The organism is Ensifer sp. LC11 (assembly GCF_001695835.1).
GTDB lineage: Bacteria > Pseudomonadota > Alphaproteobacteria > Rhizobiales > Rhizobiaceae > Ensifer.
Genome location: NZ_MBSO01000024.1, coordinates 25,247 through 45,890 on the forward strand (window position 1 = coordinate 25,247; position 20,644 = coordinate 45,890).

A 20,644-nucleotide genomic window follows, 5' to 3' on the forward strand; every position below is an offset into this window, starting at 1 on the left:
AGCGAGTAAAGGTGACGGCCGCCGGGGAACTAGGGCCGTAGCATCTCCGCCAAACCCTTGACGGTGTTCCAGTTGCGGAACGTCCCGATGCCGAGCCGCTTGGTCGTCATCGCGCCCAGCAGCTTCGATTCGCTGGCCTTGCCGGCAAAATGCACCCAGAGATCGCCATCGACGATCGCCAGGCGTTCGCCGGCGACGCAATATCGCTGAAGGCCCGCGAGTGCTGCTTCCGTCAACGGATCGCGCATCACCCGCACATGCACCCGCGTCGCGTCCTCTTCGCCCTCGTCGCGGAAGGGATTGGAGGCCGCAAGCTTCAGCCAGCCGCCGCCGGACCGGACAATAATGTCGACGTGCCGGCCAAATGTCTCGGAAAAGGCTTTCTCAAGCGGCGATTCGAGGTCTGGGATGGACGTTTGTCCGGCCTCGAACACAAGATTGCCGGTCGCGACCAGGGTTCGCGGTGAACGGTAGCCGAGCCCTTCCGCCATTTCTCTGAGATCGGCCATGACGACCCGACGCCCGGCGCCAAGAACGATGCTGTAGAGCAAGGCGACGTAGCTGCTCATCTTTCCTCCCGCTCAGGCGCGCCAGAAGTCTGCGGCACCTGGGGGCAGCCGGGCAAGAACACGGTCAAGCTTCGCCTCGTCGATGTTGCGACGCAAGGCTGCGGCCACATCCGCAATGGCGCTGTCCGGCGAAATATTGTGATCGGGTCGAAGCGACTGTACCTCGCGGGTCATGGCGACGCGGCCCGAAAACGGGCTTCTCGGTTCTTCGACGTCCCATTCGGCAACGAAGATCGCCCTGACGACGGGCGGCAAGACGTCAGCGAACAGGATGGCGTCCTCGATGTCCAGTCTCCGGCGGAACGTCCGCAACACAGCCTGTACCATCGTGTAGGCCTGGTTCGTCGTTTGCAGCCCGGCGAGCTCGCACGCGTCAAGGATGAAGCGGTCGAAATCGACCGAGGCCTGGCGGTACTCCATCGGCATGGGCATAGCGATCATCCAACCTTCGGCCGTGGCCGCCAGTAGCGCCACGGCGCATACCATTTGAGGCGAGACTCCAGCCGCTCCGGCACCGGATCGAAACCATGCGTCCCGCCCGGTCCGCAGCGCGCCACGCGAAACAGCGTCATCCAGCCCCCGGCCCAGAAGCCATGACGGGCGATCGCCTCGTAGCCGTATTCCGAACAGGTCGGCAGGTGGCGGCACGTGTTGCCGATGAAACTCGAGAGCGTCAGCTGATAGGCGCGGATCAGCACAAGGCCGATCAAGCGTCCCGGCGTCTTGCGGAAGGGCCCGGACCAGTTTCGTCCACGAATCGGTGGCCTTGCTCCATTGTCTGGCACATGTCGGCAATTCGGTTCGCCGCACATCTTAGACGGCCGCGACCAATCGCCGGGCTTCGATCTGCTCGATGGCGTCGACCACGGCGTCAAATGTCAGCATCGTCGAGGCGTGCCGCGCCTTGTAGTCCTTCACCGGGCGCAGAAAGCGCATGTCCTCGAAACGGCCGGACGGGCCCTCGCCGTCCGCCTTCAACATGGCAAGCATATCCGCACGCGCTTGGCGGATTTCCTCCGCACCGGCACCGATGACATGGCGCGCCATGATCGATGACGACGCCTGACCGAGCGCACAGGCCTTGACGTCATGAGCGAAATCCGCGACCAGGTCGCCGTCCATCTTCAGCCAGATGTGAACCTTGGAACCGCACAGCTTCGAATGCGCGGTCGCCTCGGCGTCAGCGTCGGCAAGTGAGCCGATGCGCGGAATATTGCCCGCGAATTCGAGTATGCGGCTGTTATAGATGTCATCCATCATTTGACGCGATCCGGCTGATTTTTCGCGGTTTTGGGTGATCGACGCATGATTTTCTCCGGTAGGCAGGAAAAAAGCACGACGCGATACGCTCCGCCTCTTTCATCTCTGTGGCACCATACTATATGCTATGTCGTGTTGGGGTGACAGTTCCGCAAGGGAGTAATGTCGCCTGTTGTTTGGGAAACCGTGCCGGAAGGTCCAGTGCACTGTTAAGCCAGGACCCGAAAGCCCCGGAGCCCGCCGACGGAACCCAAGCCTGCAGGGTTAGGCGAATGGCCAGTGGCGAGTTGTCCGAAAGATAAAACGTCAAGCAATCCCGTATTGCTCAAAGAGGCCATTATGGACGCCATAGTGAAGAATTTTCCCGTGCTCGACGACGCGAGCGGCCGCCCGACCCAGAAGGAAGCGGAAGAAGCCGTGCGCGTTCTCTTGCGCTGGGCCGGCGAAGACCCGGAACGCGAAGGCCTGAAGGACACGCCGGCGCGCGTGGTCAAGTCCTATCGCGAGCTTTTCAGCGGCTACGATCTCGCCGCCGAAGATGTACTCGGCCGCACCTTCGAAGAGGTCGCGGGCTACGACGACATGGTGCTCGTCAAGGACATCCCGTTCTATTCGCATTGCGAACACCATATGGTGCCGATCATTGGCAAGGCCCATGTCGCCTATCTGCCGAACGGTCGCGTGCTCGGCCTTTCCAAGATCGCCCGTGTGGTCGACATCTACGGCCGCCGTCTGCAGACGCAGGAATCGATGACGGCACAGATCGCCAGGGCAATCGATGAATCGCTCGCCCCGCGCGGTGTCGCTGTGATGATCGAGGCCGAGCATATGTGCATGGCGATGCGCGGCGTGCAGAAGCAAGGCTCGACAACGCTGACCACCACATTTACGGGTACGTTCCAGACGGAGCCGGCCGAGCAGGCCCGGTTCATGACCATGCTCAGGGGCTTCAAGTAAGGCTCCGACAAGACGGAGCCTTTCCATGACGCTCACCTTCGACGCTCCCTCCTCCAACAAGGCCGAACTGGAGAACGGTCCGGCCTTTACCCCACGTTTTGATGAAAAAGGGCTGATCACTGCCGTCGTCACTGACATCAGGGATGGCGAGCTGCTGATGGTCGCCCACATGAACGCCGAAGCTCTGGCGCTGACGATCGAGACCGGCGTTGCCCACTACTACAGCCGTTCGCGCAAGAGCCTGTGGAAGAAGGGCGAAAGCTCGGGCAACCTGCAGACGGTCAAGGAAATCCGCACCGACTGCGACCAAGATGCGATCTGGCTGAAGGTTTCCGTCGCCGGCCACGACGCCACCTGCCACACCGGACGTCGTTCCTGCTTTTACCGAACGGTCGACATCAAGGACGGCAGCGCCGTGACCACGATCACCGATGGCCACAGGCACTTCGATCCAACAGAGGTCTATGATAAAAATTAAGCATCGCGGCTCTTTTTGGCGCGACCGCATGCTATATTCATTCTTTGGAAACCAACCGGGCGCCTAATCCTTGGGCAAGGATATAGCGCACTAAAGGGGAACGATCTCGTTCCGAACTGTATTGCAAACTGTATCCAATGTTTATCGGTCGTGCCGCAATCCGCGGGGAGATCGGTGATATACCTAACAACGGTGCCAGTCTTTCAGCGATGAAGCATGACGAGGCCGGCACCAGCGCCGGCTTGGCGGAGCCTCCCCGGGACGCGCGCATTAAGTTGCATATCTCCAGGATCGAATCCGCTCCTGGCAAGTTAAATCAACGATGAATTACCACAGCGACCCTCGCGCATTCTCATCGACGTGTTGTGCTGCGGAGTATTCGGCGGTGTTGGAGGTGCCGGATGTTGAACTGGACTTTTACGCGTAGCAACCAGATCACAGACTTGTCCGGACCGGACGGAACATCGATTTCGACAAGGCCACCAGAACCGGTGGCACCCCCGCAAAAACCGAAAATCGCAATCGCTCTCGGGGGCGGCGCTGCGCGCGGCTGGGCCCATATCGGCGTGTTGCGCGCCCTCGACGAAGAGGGCATCGAAGTCGGCATGATCGCGGGAACCTCGATCGGTGCGCTGGTCGGCGGCTGTTACCTTGCCGGCAAGCTTGACGAGCTCGAGGCATTTGCCCGCTCCCTCACCGTTCGCCGCATTGCCGGATTGCTCGATTTTGCCATAGGCGGCGCCGGGCTCTTCGGCGGCCTCAGACTGACCAAACGCATGCAGGAGCACCTGGAAGGTCTCAGCATCGAGAGCCTCGACAGGCCGTTCATCGCCGTTGCGACGGAAGTGCATAGCGGCCACGAGGTGTGGCTTGAAAAGGGATCGCTGATCACGGCGATCCGCGCGTCTTACGCGCTGCCGGGTATTTTCGAGCCGATCAAGGCGAATGGACGCACGCTCATCGACGGGGCGCTCGTCAATCCGGTACCGGTCTCCGTCTGCCGCGCCCATGAGCAGCAGCTCGTTGTCGCCGTCAACCTCAACTACGATCTTTACGGTCGCTCCGCCGTGGTCAAACACAGCGCCGGCGCGGAATCCCTGGAAGCGCCCGCAAAGGAGGCGACGCACCATTCGCGCCTTGGAATGACGAGCGTGATGGTCCAGGCCTTCAACATCATCCAGGACCGCATTTCCCGCGCCCGGCTTGCCGGCGACCCGCCGGATCTGGCCTTGCATCCGAAGCTCAACGACATCGGCCTTTCGGAATTTCATCGCGCCGGCGAAGCCATCGACCGCGGCTACCATGAGGCAAGGACCAGGCTTGTGGAGATCCGCCGCATGCAGGACGTGCTCGTTCGCTGACACGTCCGCCGTCGCTCGACTTGCGAAGCCGTTGCGCCCTCTCGCGCCTTTCGGCCAATCTGCCGGGCGCCCTTGCGACGGTGAAGCGGGCGCCCGCCGCATCATCGCGACTGCCCCATCCATGAGCATGGGAGCGCTCTGCGGCCGCGAGCGATAGGCAGGCGGGCGGCACTCTGCCGCCCGACCCCATCAGCCAGCGATATAGGCCTTTATCTGTTCGGTCTCCTGTTCGATGGCGCGGATGTGATGCTTGATCACGTCACCAATCGAGACGATGCCAGCGAGTTGACCGTTTCTTTCGACCGGCAGATGACGCGCCCTGAGCTTGCTCATCATTTCCATCAGGCTCTGGACGGACATTTCCTCGGTGCAGCAATAGACATTCTGCCACATGACAGCCGCAACCGGTCTTTCGAGACAGGTCGCCCCCAGCTTGGCAATCGCCGCGACGATGTCGCGCTCGGTGAGGATGCCTGCGATCTGATCGTCGGTGTCAACGATAATGACCGCACCGATATGATTGTCACGCAAGAGGATAGCGGCCTGCTGGACTGTCATCTGAGGGCCAACCGTTACGACGTTTCGGCCCTTTTCATCGAGTATGGCTTTTACTGACATGCGCACATCTCCCGTTGCGACAACACCGGGTCGGCAGGGAAAGTTCCAGCCGTCTCTCGTGTGGTACGGTCGGGCGATGGAACCTGTACCCTGGCCGCTTGCGAACGCCTCACCGCGTGTTCCTCAGACGCGGACGGCGTTTCGATACCCGGCCTACACGGGCCGCCCGTCTTTCGACAATTGGCGACCGTGACAAATGGTGCGCCAGCGTCTGAGGGAAATCAAGCGCTCACAATGGTCGTCAGCTGATCTTTCGCAACCTCAGTCGCGCGGATCGAAGAGGCTAAAGAGCAGGAAGCCAAAGAGGAAACCGCCGATATGCGCCTCCCAGGCGACGCTGCCGGCGCCACCGGGGGTGAACATGCCGAGGCCGATCAGGAAGTTGGTCAGAAACCAAATTCCAGCGAAGACCACAACGGAGCGGTTTGCGAGGGCCTCTCCCACCGTCAGTCGCCGATTGAGGTGGGCAAATTGCCGGCTGATACGCCCGCTCGGCGAGAAGACGAACCGCGCGGCCGCGCCCATGAAACCGGACACCACGCCGGACGCGCCGACGACCACGATCATCTCCCCCCAATGAAAGGCCGTGTGGAGCGCAACCGCAGCCGCCGCAGAAAGGCACCAGAACACCGCCAGTCTGCCCATTCCGATCCGCCGCACCACAGGCGCACCGAACGCAACCATCCAGAAGATATTGAAGATCAGATGCTCCCAGCTTCCATGCAGGAACGAATAAGTAACAGGGCTCCAGAGCCAGGCGAGCCCCTGGTCAACCAAGGGGTGATCGTAGCGCGCCGGCAGAAAGGCAAAATTGAAGATGATTTCCTGATCGATGGAGGGCGGCAGGACATAGGTCCGCAGGACGTGGATCGCGATGAGGAGCAGCAGAATGAAGGTCAGCCCCGCCGGCAGATTGAAGGCGGGTTCACGCGCCGGGTTGGCGGCGGCATCGCGCTCCGCTTCCGGTGGCATGGCCGTCTGATCTCGTTCCATAGTTGCTGCTCTCTTCCATCGGTGCGCCCGCCCGATTCCGCGCAATCGAGGCGACGCCATCGCATCGCCAGATTGGGACCAGACTGGGGCGACCAGCCATAAGCAAACAAAAAAAGACCGTCCAGCAAAAACTGAACGGTCGCCAAGCTCACAGTCGAGCTCCAGTTCAAGTGCCGAAGACAACGCTTCGAGAAGTGATGTCCTTCCCTGCCAGCCGCAGCCGCGCGCCGCAACTGAAACCGTTTGTTAACCTTAATTTCGCGCTGGCACGGTTTTCGCTCCGTCGATGTCAGGGCCGCCACGCACGGCCAAACATGTGCCGAACCGGGACAGACCGGCCGCAGGAATGGAATGAACAAACGATGCGCAGCAATACGACGACAGAGCTTTTCCGATACTGGAACACCATTCGCGGCAAGCGTGAGCTCCCCCGCCGCGACGAACTCGAGCCCTCGGATATCCGAACGCTGTTGCCGAACCTGTTTATCCTCGAACGGGACCGCAATGCCGGCATCTCGTTTCGCCTGGCGGGAACGCATGTCTGCGCGCTCTTCGGTCAAGAGTTGCGTGGCCGGCAGTTCGGCATGCTCTGGTTCGGGACCCAGGCGGCCAGGACACAACGCATCACCAATCTCGTCATGACCCACCGGGTACCGGTCATGCTTTCAGCCAAGGGACGCACCGCCGATCAACGTGAGGTCGACGTCGAAACGCTGTTGCTGCCGCTCGCCTCGAACGAAGGCAGCAGCGACCGCGTTCTTGGCGCCATTTCGCCCCTGGCCCGCCCGTACTGGTTGCATGCCACCTCGGTGGAATGTCTTGACGCCACCGGCATGAAAATCCTCGACCCGGACCGAACCGCTGTGTTTCGCGACGAACAGGCTCAAACGCCGGCCGGGACCGGCGCAAGAACACGCGCCGACAGCGGACCTTTGGCCGAGTTCCGCCAAGTCGGGCATCTTCGCATTCTGGAAGGCGGGCGCCGCAGCTGATCGCCTGCGCTGTCCCAGGATGACGTCTTGGACCAACCGGAGGACGAACCATCTATTAACTTCAGGAGGCTAAGCTTCGCCTGCCAAGCTATGTCGATCCAGAGTCATCATGTTCTCGTTCCAGCACGCACAGAATACCGCCCCGAAACCGCACCACGAAGGTGCGTTCCAGCGCGTTTCGGTGAACCTTGCTGGCCGCCTGATGCTTGCCAATTACGACGAGTATGACTGCACCGCGATCGACATGTCGCCCGGCGACGTCCTGCTTTCCTCGCCCGCTCGCCCGCGGGCCGGCGAGCGGATCATCGCCTATGTCGATCACGTCGGGCGCCTCGAGGGCACTGTTTCACGCATTGCCGAGGGCGCCTTCGTCATCCAGCTCAACGCGACCGAACGCAAGCGCGAAAAGCTGGCGGCACAGCTGACCTGGATCGCCAACAAGCACGAACTCGGCCTGCCCGAAGACAGACGTCACGACCGACTTGCACCGCGCAAGACCGCGACAGAGCTGACGCTCGACACCGGCGAAAAGTTCCCGTGCCGCATCATCGACCTTTCGCTGTCAGGCGCTGCCATCGACATCGAGAACCGTCCGCCGATCGGAACTGCGATCCTGTTGGGCAACATGAAGGGCCGGATCGTCCGTCACTTCCAGGAAGGCTGCGCCATCGAGTTCTCGGGCATCCAGTCCCGCGAGGCACTGACCGAATTTCTCTAAAGGCGCCGGCGCACGCCAGCCTTCGCGACCTAATACACAAGACTGATGAGGCAAGGCCGACACCGGGCTAGCACCGCAGTGCACCGAACAGGCTGACCCGCCTCGCCGCTTTCATGCGGCACCTCTGCGCCAGCGCAGAAGCGACACCCCCTGGACATTCCCATAGATGCATCCGCGCAATGTGGCTTTGCTACGGTCCGCGAGACGAACCCGCGCGCCGGGCCAATCCAAGGCAATACCATTCGCCTAACGGCCATCCGCGAAACGCGCGCCAGGGCGGTTGCGTCATATCGAGACATTTCGAGCACGAAGCTCTGCGCGCCGCTCCGACTGCGAAAATATTTTTTCGAGCAGTTTCAAGGCTCCAACGAATATATGAAGTCGAAAACCGGCACAAATGCCGGAGGCGACGCCATAAAAATCGGACCCAAGTCACCGTTTCACCTTGCCCGCTTCCCGCTCCTGCCGCAGACGTAGACACAACCTCGTTTTGATACAATGACTTGCATGCCTAACAAAATACGAACGCTGCACCACCATCGTTGGAAATCGATAAAATTTGAGTAAAATTCGATTTAAATACAAATAAAAATCTATTCTTATTTTATTCTTATACGACTTTCATTTGTACTTGTTTTTAGTTCGCGAGTTCGCGAGCGATAAAAACGTCTGTGCGATTGTCAAACCACAACGGGGAGACAATCATGCTCAAGACAATCACCAAGATGATCGCGGTCGCGGTCCTTTTCACCGGCGGCCTGATCGAAACGGCCCAAGCGCTTTCAGCCAATATGGTGGTGACTGGCGCGACCAACCCGCCGATTGGCCATTACGAGTTCTGCAAGATCTATGCGTCGGAATGCGCTTCCAACGGCAAGGATCGCGGCCCGATGGTACTGACGCGAGAGGGCTGGCAAAAGATTCTTGAGATCAACTACGACGTCAACCAGGCGATCGCCCCGCTCACTGACATGGAAATTCATGGCGTTGAAGAGAAGTGGTCCTATCCGGACACGGTCGGCGATTGCGAAGACTATGTTCTCCTGAAGCGTCGCAAGCTGATCGAGAGCGGTTTCTCTGCGTCGGACCTCCTGATCACCGTCGTGCTGCAGCCGAACGGCGACGGCCATGCCGTCCTGACGGTGCGCACCGACCGCGGTGATTTCATACTCGACAACATGCGCAACAAGGTGCTGCTGTGGTCGGACACCGAATACACCTACCTCAAGCGGCAATCGACCGAACATTCCGGTCGCTGGGTCAAGCTCCAGGACGGCCGCACCGTCGCCGTCGGTAGCGTTCGGACGCAGTAAGCCAGCAAGACAGGCGGGGCGCCAATCGAGGCGACCTTCCACCAAAACGCTCCGGTCAGTCACTATCCCCGTCCAGGCCGGATCTCGGCCGGTTCCGTTGTCCCTCGGAGCCGGCCGTTTTTTATTCAGCATCCCTGCACCATCGGCTCGCGCCGCGTTCGCATTTACCAAAAATTAACCGTCCTCGACCAGCGTCGGGCAAGCGGCGTCCGCCACACTTCGGTCTGCCGGCGAGCCAAACCGCGAACCACGGATTTGGGCTCGACCAAAGCGACGGAACGGCGCAACGATGAACAACACTCCAAACGGCATTGACGAACCAGAGCTCCGGCCGCTGCTGTCTCCCCGTTTCGTCTACCGGGTAACGGCAATCGTCGTCCTGCTTGCCGGATTATCGGCCGCCATCGCACTTGCGGGCCGCTGGTTCGGAGAAAACCTCGCTTTTGCCGGCCACACGGCCAGCACCGAAGTTTTCGACATCTTCATCGGTCAGGACCATATGCGGCTGCCAGCCAATATGATCCGCTTCGAGGCGCAACGCGCCACCTCGATTGTCGAACGCGTCGATGTCTACCTGACCTGGCCTGCCCTCGAGGGCTACAACGACGACAATCGCAAACTCTTCAACGATGTCGACGCCCCGCAAAACCTGATCTTCCTGCAGATCTCCCAGAGCACGATGTCGCGAGACATGTCCGGGCGACTGGAGCCGATTTACACCCAGGTCTTCGACGGAGCTCCAATTCCCGGGCCAAGCGGATTGAAGGAGCACACGACTAAAGCAACGTCCAGTTATGCGGGCGAAGTCTTTTACACGGCGGACCGAGACGGCCGGCCACCCTATGTGGTGCGGTGCCTCAAATCTGACGCGCAAACCCTTTCGACCAGCGCCGACTGCCAGCGCGACATCCACGCGGGCACGGATCTTGCCGTGCTCTATCGCTTCTCAAACAAATTGCTGCCGCAGTGGCAAGAGATCGACGACGCCATGGCAGCTTTTATCAAAAGCCGGCTCGTGCCCTGATTTTGTCCAACTGATATGGTCCAGCCAGCGCCGTCGCGCTATTGCGCTACACCGGAATTGTTTTTGTACCAATGCGTCCTTTTCCGGAAACCAATCATTCATCATAAACCGATTGGTAACGCTATGCCGATACTGTCTCGAGAACGGTCGTTCCCGGAGGCGGCGTCCGGACAACCCCATGACATGAGAATAAAGAGTAGCGTAGTGTCCCAATCCGGTTTTTTTGATCTCGCGAAGCGCCCGTTCGGTGCTCTTTCAAAGATGGTAGGACGGGTCGTCCTTGCAGGCGCCATTGCATCGGCCGCCTTTGCAGCGCCCGCCTTCGCGGCCTCGAAATACGCCAATCCGAAATATTCCGGCATCGTCGTCGATGCCAAGACGGGCAAGATTCTCTACGGCGAGGATGCCGACGAACTGCGTTACCCGGCGTCTCTGACGAAAATGATGACGCTCTATCTGACCTTCGAAGCGCTCGAGGCCGGTCGGATCACGACGTCCACGTCCATCCCTTTCTCAAAGAATGCGTCCGCTGAACCGCCGTCGAAACTCGGCGTGCGTGCCGGCCAGTCCATCACCGTCGAACAGGCAATCCTCTCGCTGGTTACCCGCTCGGCCAACGATGCGTCGACGGCGCTCGGTGAATTTCTTGGCGGCTCCGAACAGCGTTTCGCCCGCATGATGACCAACAAGGCGCGCGCACTCGGCATGACGCGCACGACCTACCGCAATGCCAATGGCCTGCCGAATCCGGAGCAGCGCACAACGGCACGCGACCAGGCACGCCTTGGGCTGGCACTGCGGCAGCACTTTCCGCAATATTACGACTATTTCTCCACCCGCAGCTTCCGCTTCGGCAAACAGACGATCGGCAACCACAACCGTCTGCTCGGCAATGTCCGCGGCGTCGATGGCATCAAGACCGGCTACACCCGCGCATCGGGGTTCAACCTGGTAACATCGGCCCAGATCGACGGACGCAGCATCGTTGCGGTCGTTATGGGCGGCACCTCCGGCGCCAGCCGCGACGCGCAGATGCGCCGGCTTGTGGCGAAGTACATGCCGGCGGCCTCCCGCCGCGGCGACGGCAACCTGATTGCCGAAACGAAGCCGACCCCGGTTCCGGTGGAAGAGACCCAGGTTGCGGCAACGGCACCGGTTGCGGAAACGCCTGTCGTTGCGGCCGCTGTCAGCGGTCACGACCTGCCCAACACCGGCCCGGTTCCGGATTTCCGCTATAACGGCGAAAGCGCGAGCAGCGTGCAGATGGCCTATGCCGGCAACAAGCGCGCGTCGGACAACCCTGTCCTCTCTCCGAAGATCGTTCCTAATACGCTCGACGCGCAGAGCCTGAAGCTGCGCCAGCCCGTCGAGGCCGGCATGGTCGATACCCAGGTCACCAACTCCGTTCCGAAGAAGGCCGAAGCCGTTGCAAAGGCTGAGCCGGCCGAAGTAGCAAAGGCTGACCCCATGCCGCCTCAGCCGCAGGGCTGGGTGATCCAGATCGGCGCGACGCCGGACAAGGATCAGGCAATGACCCTTCTCGGCAATGCCAAGGACAAGGGCGGCAAGGCGCTTCGCAACGCGAAACCTTTCACTGTCGCCTTCGGCCAGGTTTACCGCGCACGCTTCGGCGGCTTCGACGACCAGAATTCAGCAGTCAACGCCTGCAAGGCATTGAAGAAGAAAGGCATCTCCTGCTGGGCCAGCCAGCAGTAGGCTTAGAAAATTTGGCAGCCGGATGTGTTTGTTTTCCGGCCGCCTTCCTCGGATTTGTACAGCGTAACGAGGTTAATTATGGCGATGAACGAGAACGTTCCGGGTGTCACCCCGCTGCCGGGGCGACGGGGCAAGCCGTCGCGCATCAACCTGCACCCCCTGCACGAAGCGGCTATGCGCATAGCCGATCTCGGGCTCAACCGATCAAAGGCGAAGACGCGTGATCTTGTCGGCATGCTGCTGACCCACGGCGCCCGCGCCTGGCGCTCGACCCAACCACGGGCCGGCATCCATCTTCATGTAACGGCACCGGGTCGGCGCCATCCTCTGAAGATGCGGATCAGCTGATATCTCTGTTCATTAAAAGGCGGCATCGGCCGCCTTTTGCTTGCCGCATTGCCGCCAGACGGACAGGGCATGCACCGCCCCGCAAGCGCGGCGACGCCGGCGCGTTCCTGTGAACGCACAAGGGACGCTCTAGCAGCTTGATTGCAGGACGGCTTTCCGCTTCCAGTTATGCGACGTGAAAACGCGTTGCTCTAAAGAAGTCCGAGCTCGGCCAGCTCGCGGCGCAGCTCGAGCGGCATCTCGGCACCTCCACCGGATAGCGACGCCAAGTCGCGCGGGGCATCCTTGGTGCTGAGATAGCGCCAGCCCTGAAACGCGCGGCGTGGCTGCAGTTCCGTTTCGATCACTTCCGGACCGAGCAGCAGATTGCAGCGACCGATGCCCTCGCCGTCGGTGAAGGTCTCGATACCGATCAACGGCTGACGCGCCTGAACGGTCCCCTTGATCACCCAATAGAGCGAACCGCCCTCCAGGAGCTCTTCGACGCGCTTCGGAACCATGCGCGTCGTGTGGAACGAATGGGGCTCGAGCCCAGCGGCCATGGCCGCCATCGCCTTGCGCGAAACCCATTCGCGCAGGTCCTCGACCGATTCTGCTCCGACGCAGAGTTTTATGAGATGAAGAGACATAGCTGTTTTTGAACACCCGTCTGCCCATTGCGGTCAAGCGGAGAGACGCCGTTCATCCACAAATCCTGCCGCGGCCTCAACATTCAACGACGTTGACCGCAAGACCGCCGGTCGAGGTTTCCTTGTACTTCTCGTTCATGTCGACGCCCGTCTGGCGCATCGTCTCGATACAGGCGTCGAGCGGCACGAAGTGTTTGCCGTCGCCTTTCAGCGCCAGCGATGCTGCCGTCACCGCCTTGACCGCACCAAGCGCATTACGCTCGATACAGGGCACCTGCACCAGGCCGGCGACGGGATCGCAGGTCATGCCGAGGTGATGCTCAAGGGCGATCTCGGCAGCATTTTCGATCTGCTCGGGCGTGCCGCCCATCACGGCGGCCAGGCCGGCTGCAGCCATGGCCGACGCAGAGCCGACCTCGCCCTGACAGCCGACCTCGGCACCGGAAATCGAAGCATTGTGCTTGATGATGCCCCCGATTGCCGCGGCCGTCAGCAGATAGTCGCGGATGCCCTCCTGGTCGGCGTCGTCATGGAAATGCATATAATAGCGAATGGTCGCGGGAACCACGCCCGCCGCACCGTTGGTCGGCGAGGTGACGACGCGGCCGCCGGCGGCATTTTCTTCGTTGACCGCCATGGCGTAGACGCTCAGCCAGTCATTGGCGAGCAACGGATTGGTCTTGTTGGAGCGCCACTCTTCCTGCAGCTTATCGTGGATGGAACGCGCACGGCGACGAACCTTCAGGCCGCCGGGCATGATGCCCTCCTGGCTGAGGCCGCGATCGATGCAATTGCTCATAGCACCCCAGATGCGATCGAGGCCGGCGTTCAGCTCGTCCGGTGACATGGTCGCCTCTTCGTTCGCCCGCTTCATCTGGGCGATCGTGAGGCCCGAGCGGGCTGCCATATCAAGCATTTCCTGGGCCGAGGAGAACGGGAAAGGCACCTTGACGCCGGCCGGCTTGTTCTTCGAAGCGCGCATGGCCTCGAGTTCCGTGTCGGTCACGACGAAGCCGCCACCGATCGAATAGTAGATCCGCTTCACCAGCAACCGGCCATCGCGATCGAAGGCCGAGAAGGACATGCCGTTGGCATGTCCGGGCAAAGGCACCTTCTTGTCGAAGATCAGGTCCGTCTTCGGCTGAAACTCGTAGGAAGGATGCCCCGGCGGCGTGATCCGCCCAGTCCGTTCGACCTCGTCAATCAAGGCGTCCATTCGATCGGGATCGACAAGATCCGGCCGTTCGCCGACGAGGCCAAGGATCACCGCCCTACCCGTTCCATGCCCGATGCCGGTATGGGCCAGCGAACCGTGAAGGCTGACCTTGATCGCCGCGACTGCGGCGTGGGACGGGCGCGGCCAATCGCTGGAAAGAATGAGTTCGAGAAAGCGGTTGGCAGCCGACATCGGCCCCATCGTATGCGAGCTCGAAGGCCCGATACCGATCTTGAACACGTCGAAAACGGAAAGAAACATAAGCTGCCTGCCCCGGAGACTGACCCGCAGCGGACTGGCATGATCGCCCGAACGCCGCATGAATGATTGCCTCGATATCACGCTTCGCCGCCTGTGCGAACCAGCGTGACATCCTCATATCTGCTGGATGATCTTATCCTCAGATCGGTCCCGATTTAAGGAAATCCGCAGAGCAGATATAGGAACGAAGCCTAAGCGATCCCATAGCCTGCGGTCAGGCGGTCCACCGACATTCGATCGCATCCATGCGACATTACCGCCCGGGCCGACCGGGCTGCGGTGTGCCGCTGCCGGTTGCCCGGAATCAAAACGGCGCGGCTCTTGGGAAGCCGCGCCGTCAATCAGTGGACTTTTCTAGATATCAAATATCAAAGGCCGCCGAAAAGATAAGCAAGAACAAGAACGCCAGCGAAACCAGCTACGGCGCGTGCAGTCACGCCCCAGCAAGACTTCTGAATTGTATTGTCCATGATGTCTCCGAAAACACTCTCAACGGCCGCGGGCAGCACATTGGGCGCCCGCGTCTGAGGTCATGCATATTGAAGAAAGCGTAAATGCGCAATGGGGGAATGTGGCGGAAAGGTGTCGAACGCATCACAGAGCGATGACGAAGCTGGTGAAAACCCTGCAAACCGCGCGACGGGGCAAGGAGAAATTCCGCCGCAATTTCATCACAGTAGTTGACGCGCCGTCGATTCTGGCGCCCCCGCGACCACCTTGCAATTTCCAAAAGCCATGCCAAAAACACGTGTATGACCTTCGAAGATTACATAGCGCTCGTCGTGTTTATCCTGCTTTGGGCCGGCTTCAGCTGGGCGACCGACGGCACGCGCGGCTTCAAGCGTGTGAGTCTCACCCGCCTGATGAACGAGCACCGCGGCCGTTGGATCCGCAATTCGCTCAACCGCGACCTGAAAATGATCGACACGCAGATCATTGCCGGCCTGCAGGCCGGCACCGCCTTTTTCGCCTCGACGACGATCTTCGCGCTTGGCGGCTGCTTCGCGCTGCTGGGCGCAACCGAGCAGGTCCAGATGATCTTTGCGGACATGCCCTATGTCTTCCACGGCGGGCGAACCGCCTTCGAGCTGAAGGTCGGCGGCCTCACCTGCCTGTTCGGCTATTCGTTCTTCAAGTTCGGCTGGTCCTACCGGCTGTTCAACTATTGCTCGATCCTGATGGGCGGCATTCCAATGACCGCCGACATGCAACGGGATCGACAAGCCGCCGAAAGAGCTGCCGAGCGAGCGATCCGGATGAATGTGCTGGCGGCCAAGCATTTCAACGCCGGTCTCAGGGCGATTTTCCTGTCGATCGGCTATCTCGGCTGGTTCATCAGCCCCTATGTCTTCGTCGGGCTCACCATCTTCGTCATCTTCGTGCTCACCCGTCGGCAATTCTTCTCGGAAGCACGTGCAGCGCTGCTGCAGGACGCCACGCCCTGACGGGCCGCGCGGCTGATCCGCTGAACGCCAACGGACCGCGCCTAGTCATCTCAACGATCAACAAACGACGCGCGCCTGGCGCAAGCCAGGCCTGTCACTCTTCCTCACGCCAACAGGATGGCGAACGCCCATGTCCGATATCAACGTGACCTCCCCGGCAACACAGACCCCGCCGCCACAATCGCGGGGAAGGCTCGCCTTCATTGATGTGGCACGCGGCGTGGCCCTCCTGGCGATGGCCCTCTATCACTTCGTCTGGGATCTCGAGTTCTTCGGCTACGTCGCGGCAGGAACCGCCGGCACCGGCGGCTGGAAGATTTTCGCCCGGCTGATTGCCAGCAGCTTTCTGTTTCTTGCCGGCTACAGTCTCGTCCTTGGACAATGGCCAAAGATCCGGCTCGACGCCTTCCTGCGCCGTTTCGCCAAGATTGCCGGCGCGGCAGCACTGATCACCCTTGCTACCTACTTCGCCTTCCCGGACACCTTCATCTTTTTCGGCATTCTGCATGCGATTGCCGCCGCAAGCCTGATCGGCCTTATTTTCCTGCAGCTTCCTGCGGTCGTTTCCTTCGCTGCAGCCGCGGCTGCCATCGCCGCACCTTTCTATCTCCGCTCGCCGATCTTTGACGCGCCCTGGCTCTGGTGGATCGGATTGTCCGAGACGCTGCCGCGATCCAATGACTATGTGCCGCTCTTGCCATGGCTCGGACCGTTCCTCCTTGGCCTCGGCACCGCAAAGCTCTTCCACGCACGCCTTGCAGCGGCACTTTCGCGCCGGCCGGCTAACGATGGCAAAGGCAAGCTGTGGACGAACCCGCTCGCCTTCGGGGGCCGTCACAGTCTGGCCATATACCTCATTCACCAGCCCTTGCTCATCGGACTGGTCTATCTCTTCTCGTTGATCTCACCGCCGACACTACCGGATCCCAAAGAGGCCTATCGCAACAATTGCGTGGCGGCCTGCAACCAGGGAAATCCGGCCGTGCCGTGCGAGACTTTTTGCGGCTGCACGCTCGACCTTCTGGTGGAACAGAACCTGTTCGACAGCCTGAACAGGGGAGAGATCAACGTCAGCTCCGATGAACGCATTGCGCGAATCGCGCGACAATGCACAATGAACGTGCAATCAGGGGACTAGGACATGAATGCCTATCGTGCCAAGCCGCTGAACTTCCCATGGCCTGCCCTTCTTTACGGGGCAGCCACGCTTGCGGCGCTGCTACTGGCGCGACACTCCCCCATTCCAGTCGCACACGGCCATGGCTGGTTCTCCTGGATCAGCGGCGGCATCCTGATCATTGTCGCCATCTGGCTGGACCTCTGGGCACTCAAGACGTTGCTCGATCGGCATACCGCCGTCATGCCCCATCGATCGGCAACCTGCCTTGTCACCTACGGGCCGTTCCGCTTCACCCGCAATCCGATCTATCTCGGCTACACCTTGATGATGATCGGCTTTGGCCTTGCCACCCTCAATCCCTGGTTCTTCATCATGGCAGTCGCGGCGGTGATGCTGACAACGCTTTTCGCCATTCGCAACGAGGAGCGGCATTTGCTGTCGCGCTTCGGCTTCGAGTTCGAGCGCTACTGTCGGCATACGAGCCGCTGGATCTGAGCGCTGGCCGGGAAACACGCAGCAAAAAGGGCAGCGCGAGCGCTACCCTTCGAAACTTCCACCGGTAAGGACGCGGCCCGTCAGGTGCCGACACCGATCTCCGCGAGTCGCGTCAGGCATGCCTCCTCGACATTGTCGAGTTCCGTCAGCGTATCTTCGATATCCTTGCGCTTCTGGCGAAGCTCCTCGCGCTTTTCCTCGACACGCGACATCAGCAGCTGCAGCTGGCCGAGTTCACCGGGCGGATCCTTGTAGACCTGAATAATCTCGCGGATCTCTGCAATCGTAAAGCCGATGCGTCGGCCACGCAGAATCTCCTGGATCAGCCGCCTGTCGGCCGGCCGAAATAGGCGCGTCCTGCCGCGACGTTCGGGATGGATGAGGCCTTCATCCTCATAGAACCGCAGCGTCCGGGTGGAAATGCCGAATTCCCGCGTCAATTCGGTGATGCTATAGTATTTATTCACGCTGCCATTCCATGATTTCCTGCACATCCACTATCGTTGACCTTGACGTAAAAGTCAAACAACGCGCCCGCGTTATGTAACGTGGAACCACCAGGTGGCGATGCCGAGAAAACTGAAGAAACCGGTGATATCGGTGATGGCGGTCACGAAGACGGCGGAAGAGACGGCCGGGTCGGCGCCGAAGCGGTCGAGGCACAGCGGCACGAGGATGCCGCCGAGTGCAGCGGCCATCATGTTGATCAGCATGGCCGTGGCGATGATGCCGCCGATGTTCGGGTCCTGAAACCACAGCCCGGCGAGCAGGCCGATCAGAGTGCCGAAGATCATGCCGTTCAGGAGCCCCACCCCGGCTTCGCGTCGGATGATGCGGGGTGCGTTGTGGATGTCGAGGCCACGGGTTGCAAGCGCCCGCACGGTGACGGTCATCGTCTGCGAACCGGCATTGCCGCCCATGCCGGCGACGATCGGCATCAGGATCGCCAGCGCCACGATCTGCTGGATCGTCGCATCGAACAGACCGATGACCGAGGCGGACATACACGCCGTCATGGAATTAATGAACAGCCAGGGCACACGCGAGCGTGACGCCTCCGTCACCGAGTCCGACAGCTCTTCGTCGCCGACGCCGCTCAAGCGCAGCAAGTCTTCCTCGGCCTCTTCCTGGATGACGTCGACGACGTCATCGATGGTGAGGACACCGACGAGCCTGCCGTTGTCATCGACGACGGCCGCAGAGAGAAGGTCGTACTGCTCGAACAGCTGGGCTGCCTCTTCCTGGTCCATCTCGGCAGGAATGGCATGGCTCGTGTCGTGCATGATCGCATCGACCTTGATGGAGCGTTTGGTCCGCAGAATGCGGTCGAGGTCGATTGCACCGAGCAGCTTGAAGGTGGGGTCGATGACAAAGATCTGCGAGAAGCTCTCGGGCAGGTCTTCGTCTTCGCGCATGTAGTCGATCGTCTGGCCGACGGTCCAGAACGGCGGCACCGCCACGAACTCGGTCTGCATGCGCCGACCGGCCGTGCTCTCGGGATAATCGAGCGAGCGGCGAAGGCGAACCCGTTCGGTAAACGGCAGCTTGGCCAGAATCTCGTCCTGGTCTTCCTGGTCGAGATCCTCGAGAATGTAGACCGCGTCGTCCGAATCCATCTCGCCGATGGCTTCAGCGATCTGTTCGTTCGGCAGGTGTTCGACGATGTCGAGGCGGATTGCCTCATCGACTTCGGTCAGCGCCGAAAGGTCGAATTCCTTGCCAAGCAGCGAGACCAGCGCCAGGCGCTGGTCGGGCTGGATTGCCTCAAGCAGGTCCCCCATTTCGGAGGAATGCAGGCCCGCGACGTGCTGGCGCAGATAGATCGTATCACGGTCCGCGATCGCTGCGCCGACATGCATGAGAAAATCGGAGCGAACCGAACCGTCGTCGGCATAGATGTCCGAACCGTCAAAGGTCCTGACGTCTTCAGAACCGCGGTCGTCGTCCCCAATGTTGCTCATGGGCGCCCTCAAAACGATTGTTGCTTCCCAGCTCTCCACCTTGTGAACCGGAAAGAATGCGTTGCTGACGTGTGTTTGCCCCCTTGCGCGGCCATGCGCCGTATCGGTGGGCTCACAGTCCTGCTAGCGCAAAGCCCAGCCGAGGTCCACAGCACAGATGCGCCTGCGCGCACTGCGCAACAGATTAATTCAAGCTGTTGCAAATACATGAAAAATCGACCGCCTCTTAACCCTGTCGACATCGATCGAGCGATCGGCTAGCACTTCTGCGACGATAACGGATGCGCGACGCCCTGTCGGCGCAGCCAAGGAAGTCCTGATGGCCATTCGTCCCATTGTCCGCTTTCCCAATCCTTTGCTGAGCAGGAAGGCGGAAGCGATCACCAGTTTCGACCCGGCGCTCGAGGCGCTGGCGACGGACCTTCTCGACACGATGCGGGCCGCACCCGGCGTCGGCATTACCGCGCCGCATATCGGCATCTTGCAACGCGTGACAGTGATCGAGCTCGACCGGGAAAGCGGTGCAAGGACCTTCGTCAATCCGGAGGTGGTATGGCACGGCGATCAGATGACGAAACATACCGAAGGCAGCGTCTCGATGCCGGGCATCCTGGAGGAGGTCGAGCGACCAAACGCCGTTCGCATCCGCTATCAGACCCTTCTCGGCGAGACGATCGAAGAGCAGGCTGACGGCTTTATGGCCATCTGCCTGCAGCACGAAATCGACCAGCTCGACGGGATTTTTTGGACGCAGCGCCTGTCGCGCCTGAAGCGTGACCGAGCGGTCAAGAAATTCGAGAAGCTGGCACGGGATACGCGGCTAGGGTGAAACCCGCCCTGCCCGCGGCATCGGATTATTCGCAATTCACCAAGGATCGAACAATGAAAGCAAAAACTCTTGCCGTCGTCGGCCTGCTGGCACTCGCCGGCTGCAACAGCGCCCAGCAGAACCTGGAGCCTCTGCCCGAAAGCCTCACTTACGGTGAGAACGCGAGCAATCGAAAGACCGTCGCCGCCCCTGGCACCATGGTCCAGAACCGGTTCATGCATGAGGGCCAGATGGTCTACGAAACCTACGAGGTTCAGCCCGATCGCACCTACAAGCTTGTCCGGCGCCGCACGGACCAGAGCGGACCGGCCGGCAACAACTGACGCCCGGCTGCCACAAGG

The 20,644-nt window shown here is 60.8% G+C and carries 24 protein-coding genes; 14 read left to right on the plus strand and 10 right to left on the minus strand.

Annotation, left to right across the window (positions count from 1 at the left end):
• Positions 1 to 29: 29 nt before the first annotated feature.
• The 4 genes from BBX50_RS18255 to BBX50_RS18270 are packed head-to-tail and all read right to left on the minus strand — an operon-like array spanning position 30 to position 1,829.
• Entirely contained in the window at positions 30 to 569 is a 540-nt protein-coding gene (locus BBX50_RS18255) for a DUF1697 domain-containing protein (protein ID WP_065776760.1), read from the minus strand.
• Between the two features lie 12 nt (positions 570 to 581).
• Positions 582 to 1,010: a DUF2267 domain-containing protein gene (locus BBX50_RS18260; protein WP_065776761.1), complete on the minus strand. Its 429-nt coding sequence runs from the start codon at positions 1,008 to 1,010 to the stop codon at positions 582 to 584.
• Complete coding sequence (gene yidD, locus BBX50_RS18265; RefSeq protein WP_065776762.1) at positions 1,007 to 1,381, minus strand: membrane protein insertion efficiency factor YidD; 375 nt, start codon at positions 1,379 to 1,381, stop codon at positions 1,007 to 1,009. The genes BBX50_RS18260 and yidD overlap by 4 nt, the downstream gene beginning before the upstream one ends.
• Position 1,382: 1 nt before the next feature.
• Positions 1,383 to 1,829 carry an iron-sulfur cluster assembly scaffold protein gene (locus BBX50_RS18270; RefSeq protein WP_065776763.1) on the minus strand — a complete coding sequence of 149 codons (447 nt, stop codon included), beginning with the start codon at positions 1,827 to 1,829 and terminating at the stop codon, positions 1,383 to 1,385.
• A gap of 339 nt (positions 1,830 to 2,168) precedes the next feature.
• Here BBX50_RS18270 and folE point away from each other — a divergent pair, with 339 nt between their 5' ends.
• The 3 genes from folE (at position 2,169) to BBX50_RS18290 (ending at position 4,625) form a co-directional block, all read left to right on the plus strand.
• Positions 2,169 to 2,786, plus strand: coding sequence for a GTP cyclohydrolase I FolE (folE, locus tag BBX50_RS18275; protein ID WP_065776764.1), 618 nt, complete (start codon positions 2,169 to 2,171; stop codon positions 2,784 to 2,786).
• 25 nt (positions 2,787 to 2,811) lie between these two features.
• On the plus strand, positions 2,812 to 3,264 hold the full coding sequence (gene hisI / locus BBX50_RS18280; protein ID WP_065776765.1) for a phosphoribosyl-AMP cyclohydrolase: 453 nt from the start codon (positions 2,812 to 2,814) through the stop codon (positions 3,262 to 3,264).
• A gap of 401 nt (positions 3,265 to 3,665) precedes the next feature.
• The gene (locus BBX50_RS18290; protein ID WP_065776767.1) at positions 3,666 to 4,625 is read left to right on the plus strand and encodes a patatin-like phospholipase family protein; all 960 of its coding nucleotides are present in this window, start codon (positions 3,666 to 3,668) and stop codon (positions 4,623 to 4,625) included.
• Between the two features lie 189 nt (positions 4,626 to 4,814).
• Here the strand turns inward: BBX50_RS18290 and BBX50_RS18295 are convergent, their stop codons facing one another.
• Positions 4,815 to 5,243, minus strand: coding sequence for a CBS domain-containing protein (locus BBX50_RS18295; RefSeq protein ID WP_065776768.1), 429 nt, complete (start codon positions 5,241 to 5,243; stop codon positions 4,815 to 4,817).
• A gap of 261 nt (positions 5,244 to 5,504) precedes the next feature.
• Positions 5,505 to 6,236, minus strand: a complete 732-nt coding sequence (locus BBX50_RS18300; protein WP_065776769.1) for a rhomboid family intramembrane serine protease — start codon at positions 6,234 to 6,236, stop codon at positions 5,505 to 5,507.
• A 362-nt stretch (positions 6,237 to 6,598) separates the two neighbouring features.
• Here BBX50_RS18300 and BBX50_RS30295 point away from each other — a divergent pair, with 362 nt between their 5' ends.
• The 6 genes from BBX50_RS30295 to BBX50_RS18330 all read left to right on the plus strand — a co-directional run bounded on the left by BBX50_RS30295 (position 6,599) and on the right by BBX50_RS18330 (position 12,347).
• Positions 6,599 to 7,228 carry a PAS domain-containing protein gene (locus tag BBX50_RS30295; protein ID WP_065776770.1) on the plus strand — a complete coding sequence of 210 codons (630 nt, stop codon included), beginning with the start codon at positions 6,599 to 6,601 and terminating at the stop codon, positions 7,226 to 7,228.
• Positions 7,229 to 7,337: 109 nt separating this feature from the next.
• The gene (locus BBX50_RS18310; protein WP_065776771.1) at positions 7,338 to 7,946 is read left to right on the plus strand and encodes a PilZ domain-containing protein; all 609 of its coding nucleotides are present in this window, start codon (positions 7,338 to 7,340) and stop codon (positions 7,944 to 7,946) included.
• A 704-nt stretch (positions 7,947 to 8,650) separates the two neighbouring features.
• On the plus strand, positions 8,651 to 9,259 hold the full coding sequence (locus tag BBX50_RS18315) for a transglutaminase-like cysteine peptidase (RefSeq protein WP_065776772.1): 609 nt from the start codon (positions 8,651 to 8,653) through the stop codon (positions 9,257 to 9,259).
• A 289-nt stretch (positions 9,260 to 9,548) separates the two neighbouring features.
• Positions 9,549 to 10,283, plus strand: a complete 735-nt coding sequence (locus tag BBX50_RS18320) for a hypothetical protein (RefSeq protein ID WP_065776773.1) — start codon at positions 9,549 to 9,551, stop codon at positions 10,281 to 10,283.
• A gap of 183 nt (positions 10,284 to 10,466) precedes the next feature.
• Entirely contained in the window at positions 10,467 to 11,999 is a 1,533-nt protein-coding gene (locus tag BBX50_RS18325; RefSeq protein ID WP_065776774.1) for an SPOR domain-containing protein, read from the plus strand.
• 78 nt (positions 12,000 to 12,077) lie between these two features.
• Positions 12,078 to 12,347: a hypothetical protein gene (locus BBX50_RS18330; RefSeq protein ID WP_065776775.1), complete on the plus strand. Its 270-nt coding sequence runs from the start codon at positions 12,078 to 12,080 to the stop codon at positions 12,345 to 12,347.
• A gap of 191 nt (positions 12,348 to 12,538) precedes the next feature.
• Here the strand turns inward: BBX50_RS18330 and BBX50_RS18335 are convergent, their stop codons facing one another.
• Together BBX50_RS18335 and BBX50_RS18340 are read right to left on the minus strand one after the other, a co-directional pair.
• Positions 12,539 to 12,976 carry a DUF1489 family protein gene (locus BBX50_RS18335; protein ID WP_065776776.1) on the minus strand — a complete coding sequence of 146 codons (438 nt, stop codon included), beginning with the start codon at positions 12,974 to 12,976 and terminating at the stop codon, positions 12,539 to 12,541.
• A gap of 76 nt (positions 12,977 to 13,052) precedes the next feature.
• The gene (locus tag BBX50_RS18340) at positions 13,053 to 14,453 is read right to left on the minus strand and encodes an L-serine ammonia-lyase (RefSeq protein WP_065776777.1); all 1,401 of its coding nucleotides are present in this window, start codon (positions 14,451 to 14,453) and stop codon (positions 13,053 to 13,055) included.
• A gap of 752 nt (positions 14,454 to 15,205) precedes the next feature.
• On the opposite strand from BBX50_RS18340, the gene BBX50_RS18345 reads away from it, so the two are divergent.
• The 3 genes from BBX50_RS18345 to BBX50_RS18355 all read left to right on the plus strand — a co-directional run bounded on the left by BBX50_RS18345 (position 15,206) and on the right by BBX50_RS18355 (position 17,513).
• Positions 15,206 to 15,898 (plus strand): DUF599 domain-containing protein, encoded by a 693-nt coding sequence (locus tag BBX50_RS18345; RefSeq protein WP_065776778.1) that lies wholly within the window; start codon positions 15,206 to 15,208, stop codon positions 15,896 to 15,898.
• 235 nt (positions 15,899 to 16,133) lie between these two features.
• Entirely contained in the window at positions 16,134 to 17,036 is a 903-nt protein-coding gene (locus BBX50_RS18350) for a DUF1624 domain-containing protein (RefSeq protein ID WP_244513196.1), read from the plus strand.
• A gap of 3 nt (positions 17,037 to 17,039) precedes the next feature.
• The gene (locus tag BBX50_RS18355) at positions 17,040 to 17,513 is read left to right on the plus strand and encodes an isoprenylcysteine carboxylmethyltransferase family protein (RefSeq protein ID WP_065776780.1); all 474 of its coding nucleotides are present in this window, start codon (positions 17,040 to 17,042) and stop codon (positions 17,511 to 17,513) included.
• An 80-nt stretch (positions 17,514 to 17,593) separates the two neighbouring features.
• Here BBX50_RS18355 and BBX50_RS18360 read toward each other — a convergent pair whose 3' ends face one another.
• Entirely contained in the window at positions 17,594 to 17,980 is a 387-nt protein-coding gene (locus BBX50_RS18360) for a MerR family DNA-binding transcriptional regulator (protein ID WP_139108459.1), read from the minus strand.
• 72 nt (positions 17,981 to 18,052) lie between these two features.
• Positions 18,053 to 19,474 (minus strand): magnesium transporter, encoded by a 1,422-nt coding sequence (mgtE, locus tag BBX50_RS18365; RefSeq protein ID WP_065776782.1) that lies wholly within the window; start codon positions 19,472 to 19,474, stop codon positions 18,053 to 18,055.
• A gap of 319 nt (positions 19,475 to 19,793) precedes the next feature.
• Here mgtE and BBX50_RS18370 point away from each other — a divergent pair, with 319 nt between their 5' ends.
• Positions 19,794 to 20,303, plus strand: coding sequence for a peptide deformylase (locus BBX50_RS18370; RefSeq protein ID WP_065776783.1), 510 nt, complete (start codon positions 19,794 to 19,796; stop codon positions 20,301 to 20,303).
• A gap of 53 nt (positions 20,304 to 20,356) precedes the next feature.
• A complete protein-coding gene (locus BBX50_RS18375) occupies positions 20,357 to 20,626 on the plus strand; it encodes a hypothetical protein (RefSeq protein WP_065776784.1) in 270 nt (89 codons plus the stop codon).
• The last annotated feature ends 18 nt before the right edge of the window (positions 20,627 to 20,644 follow it).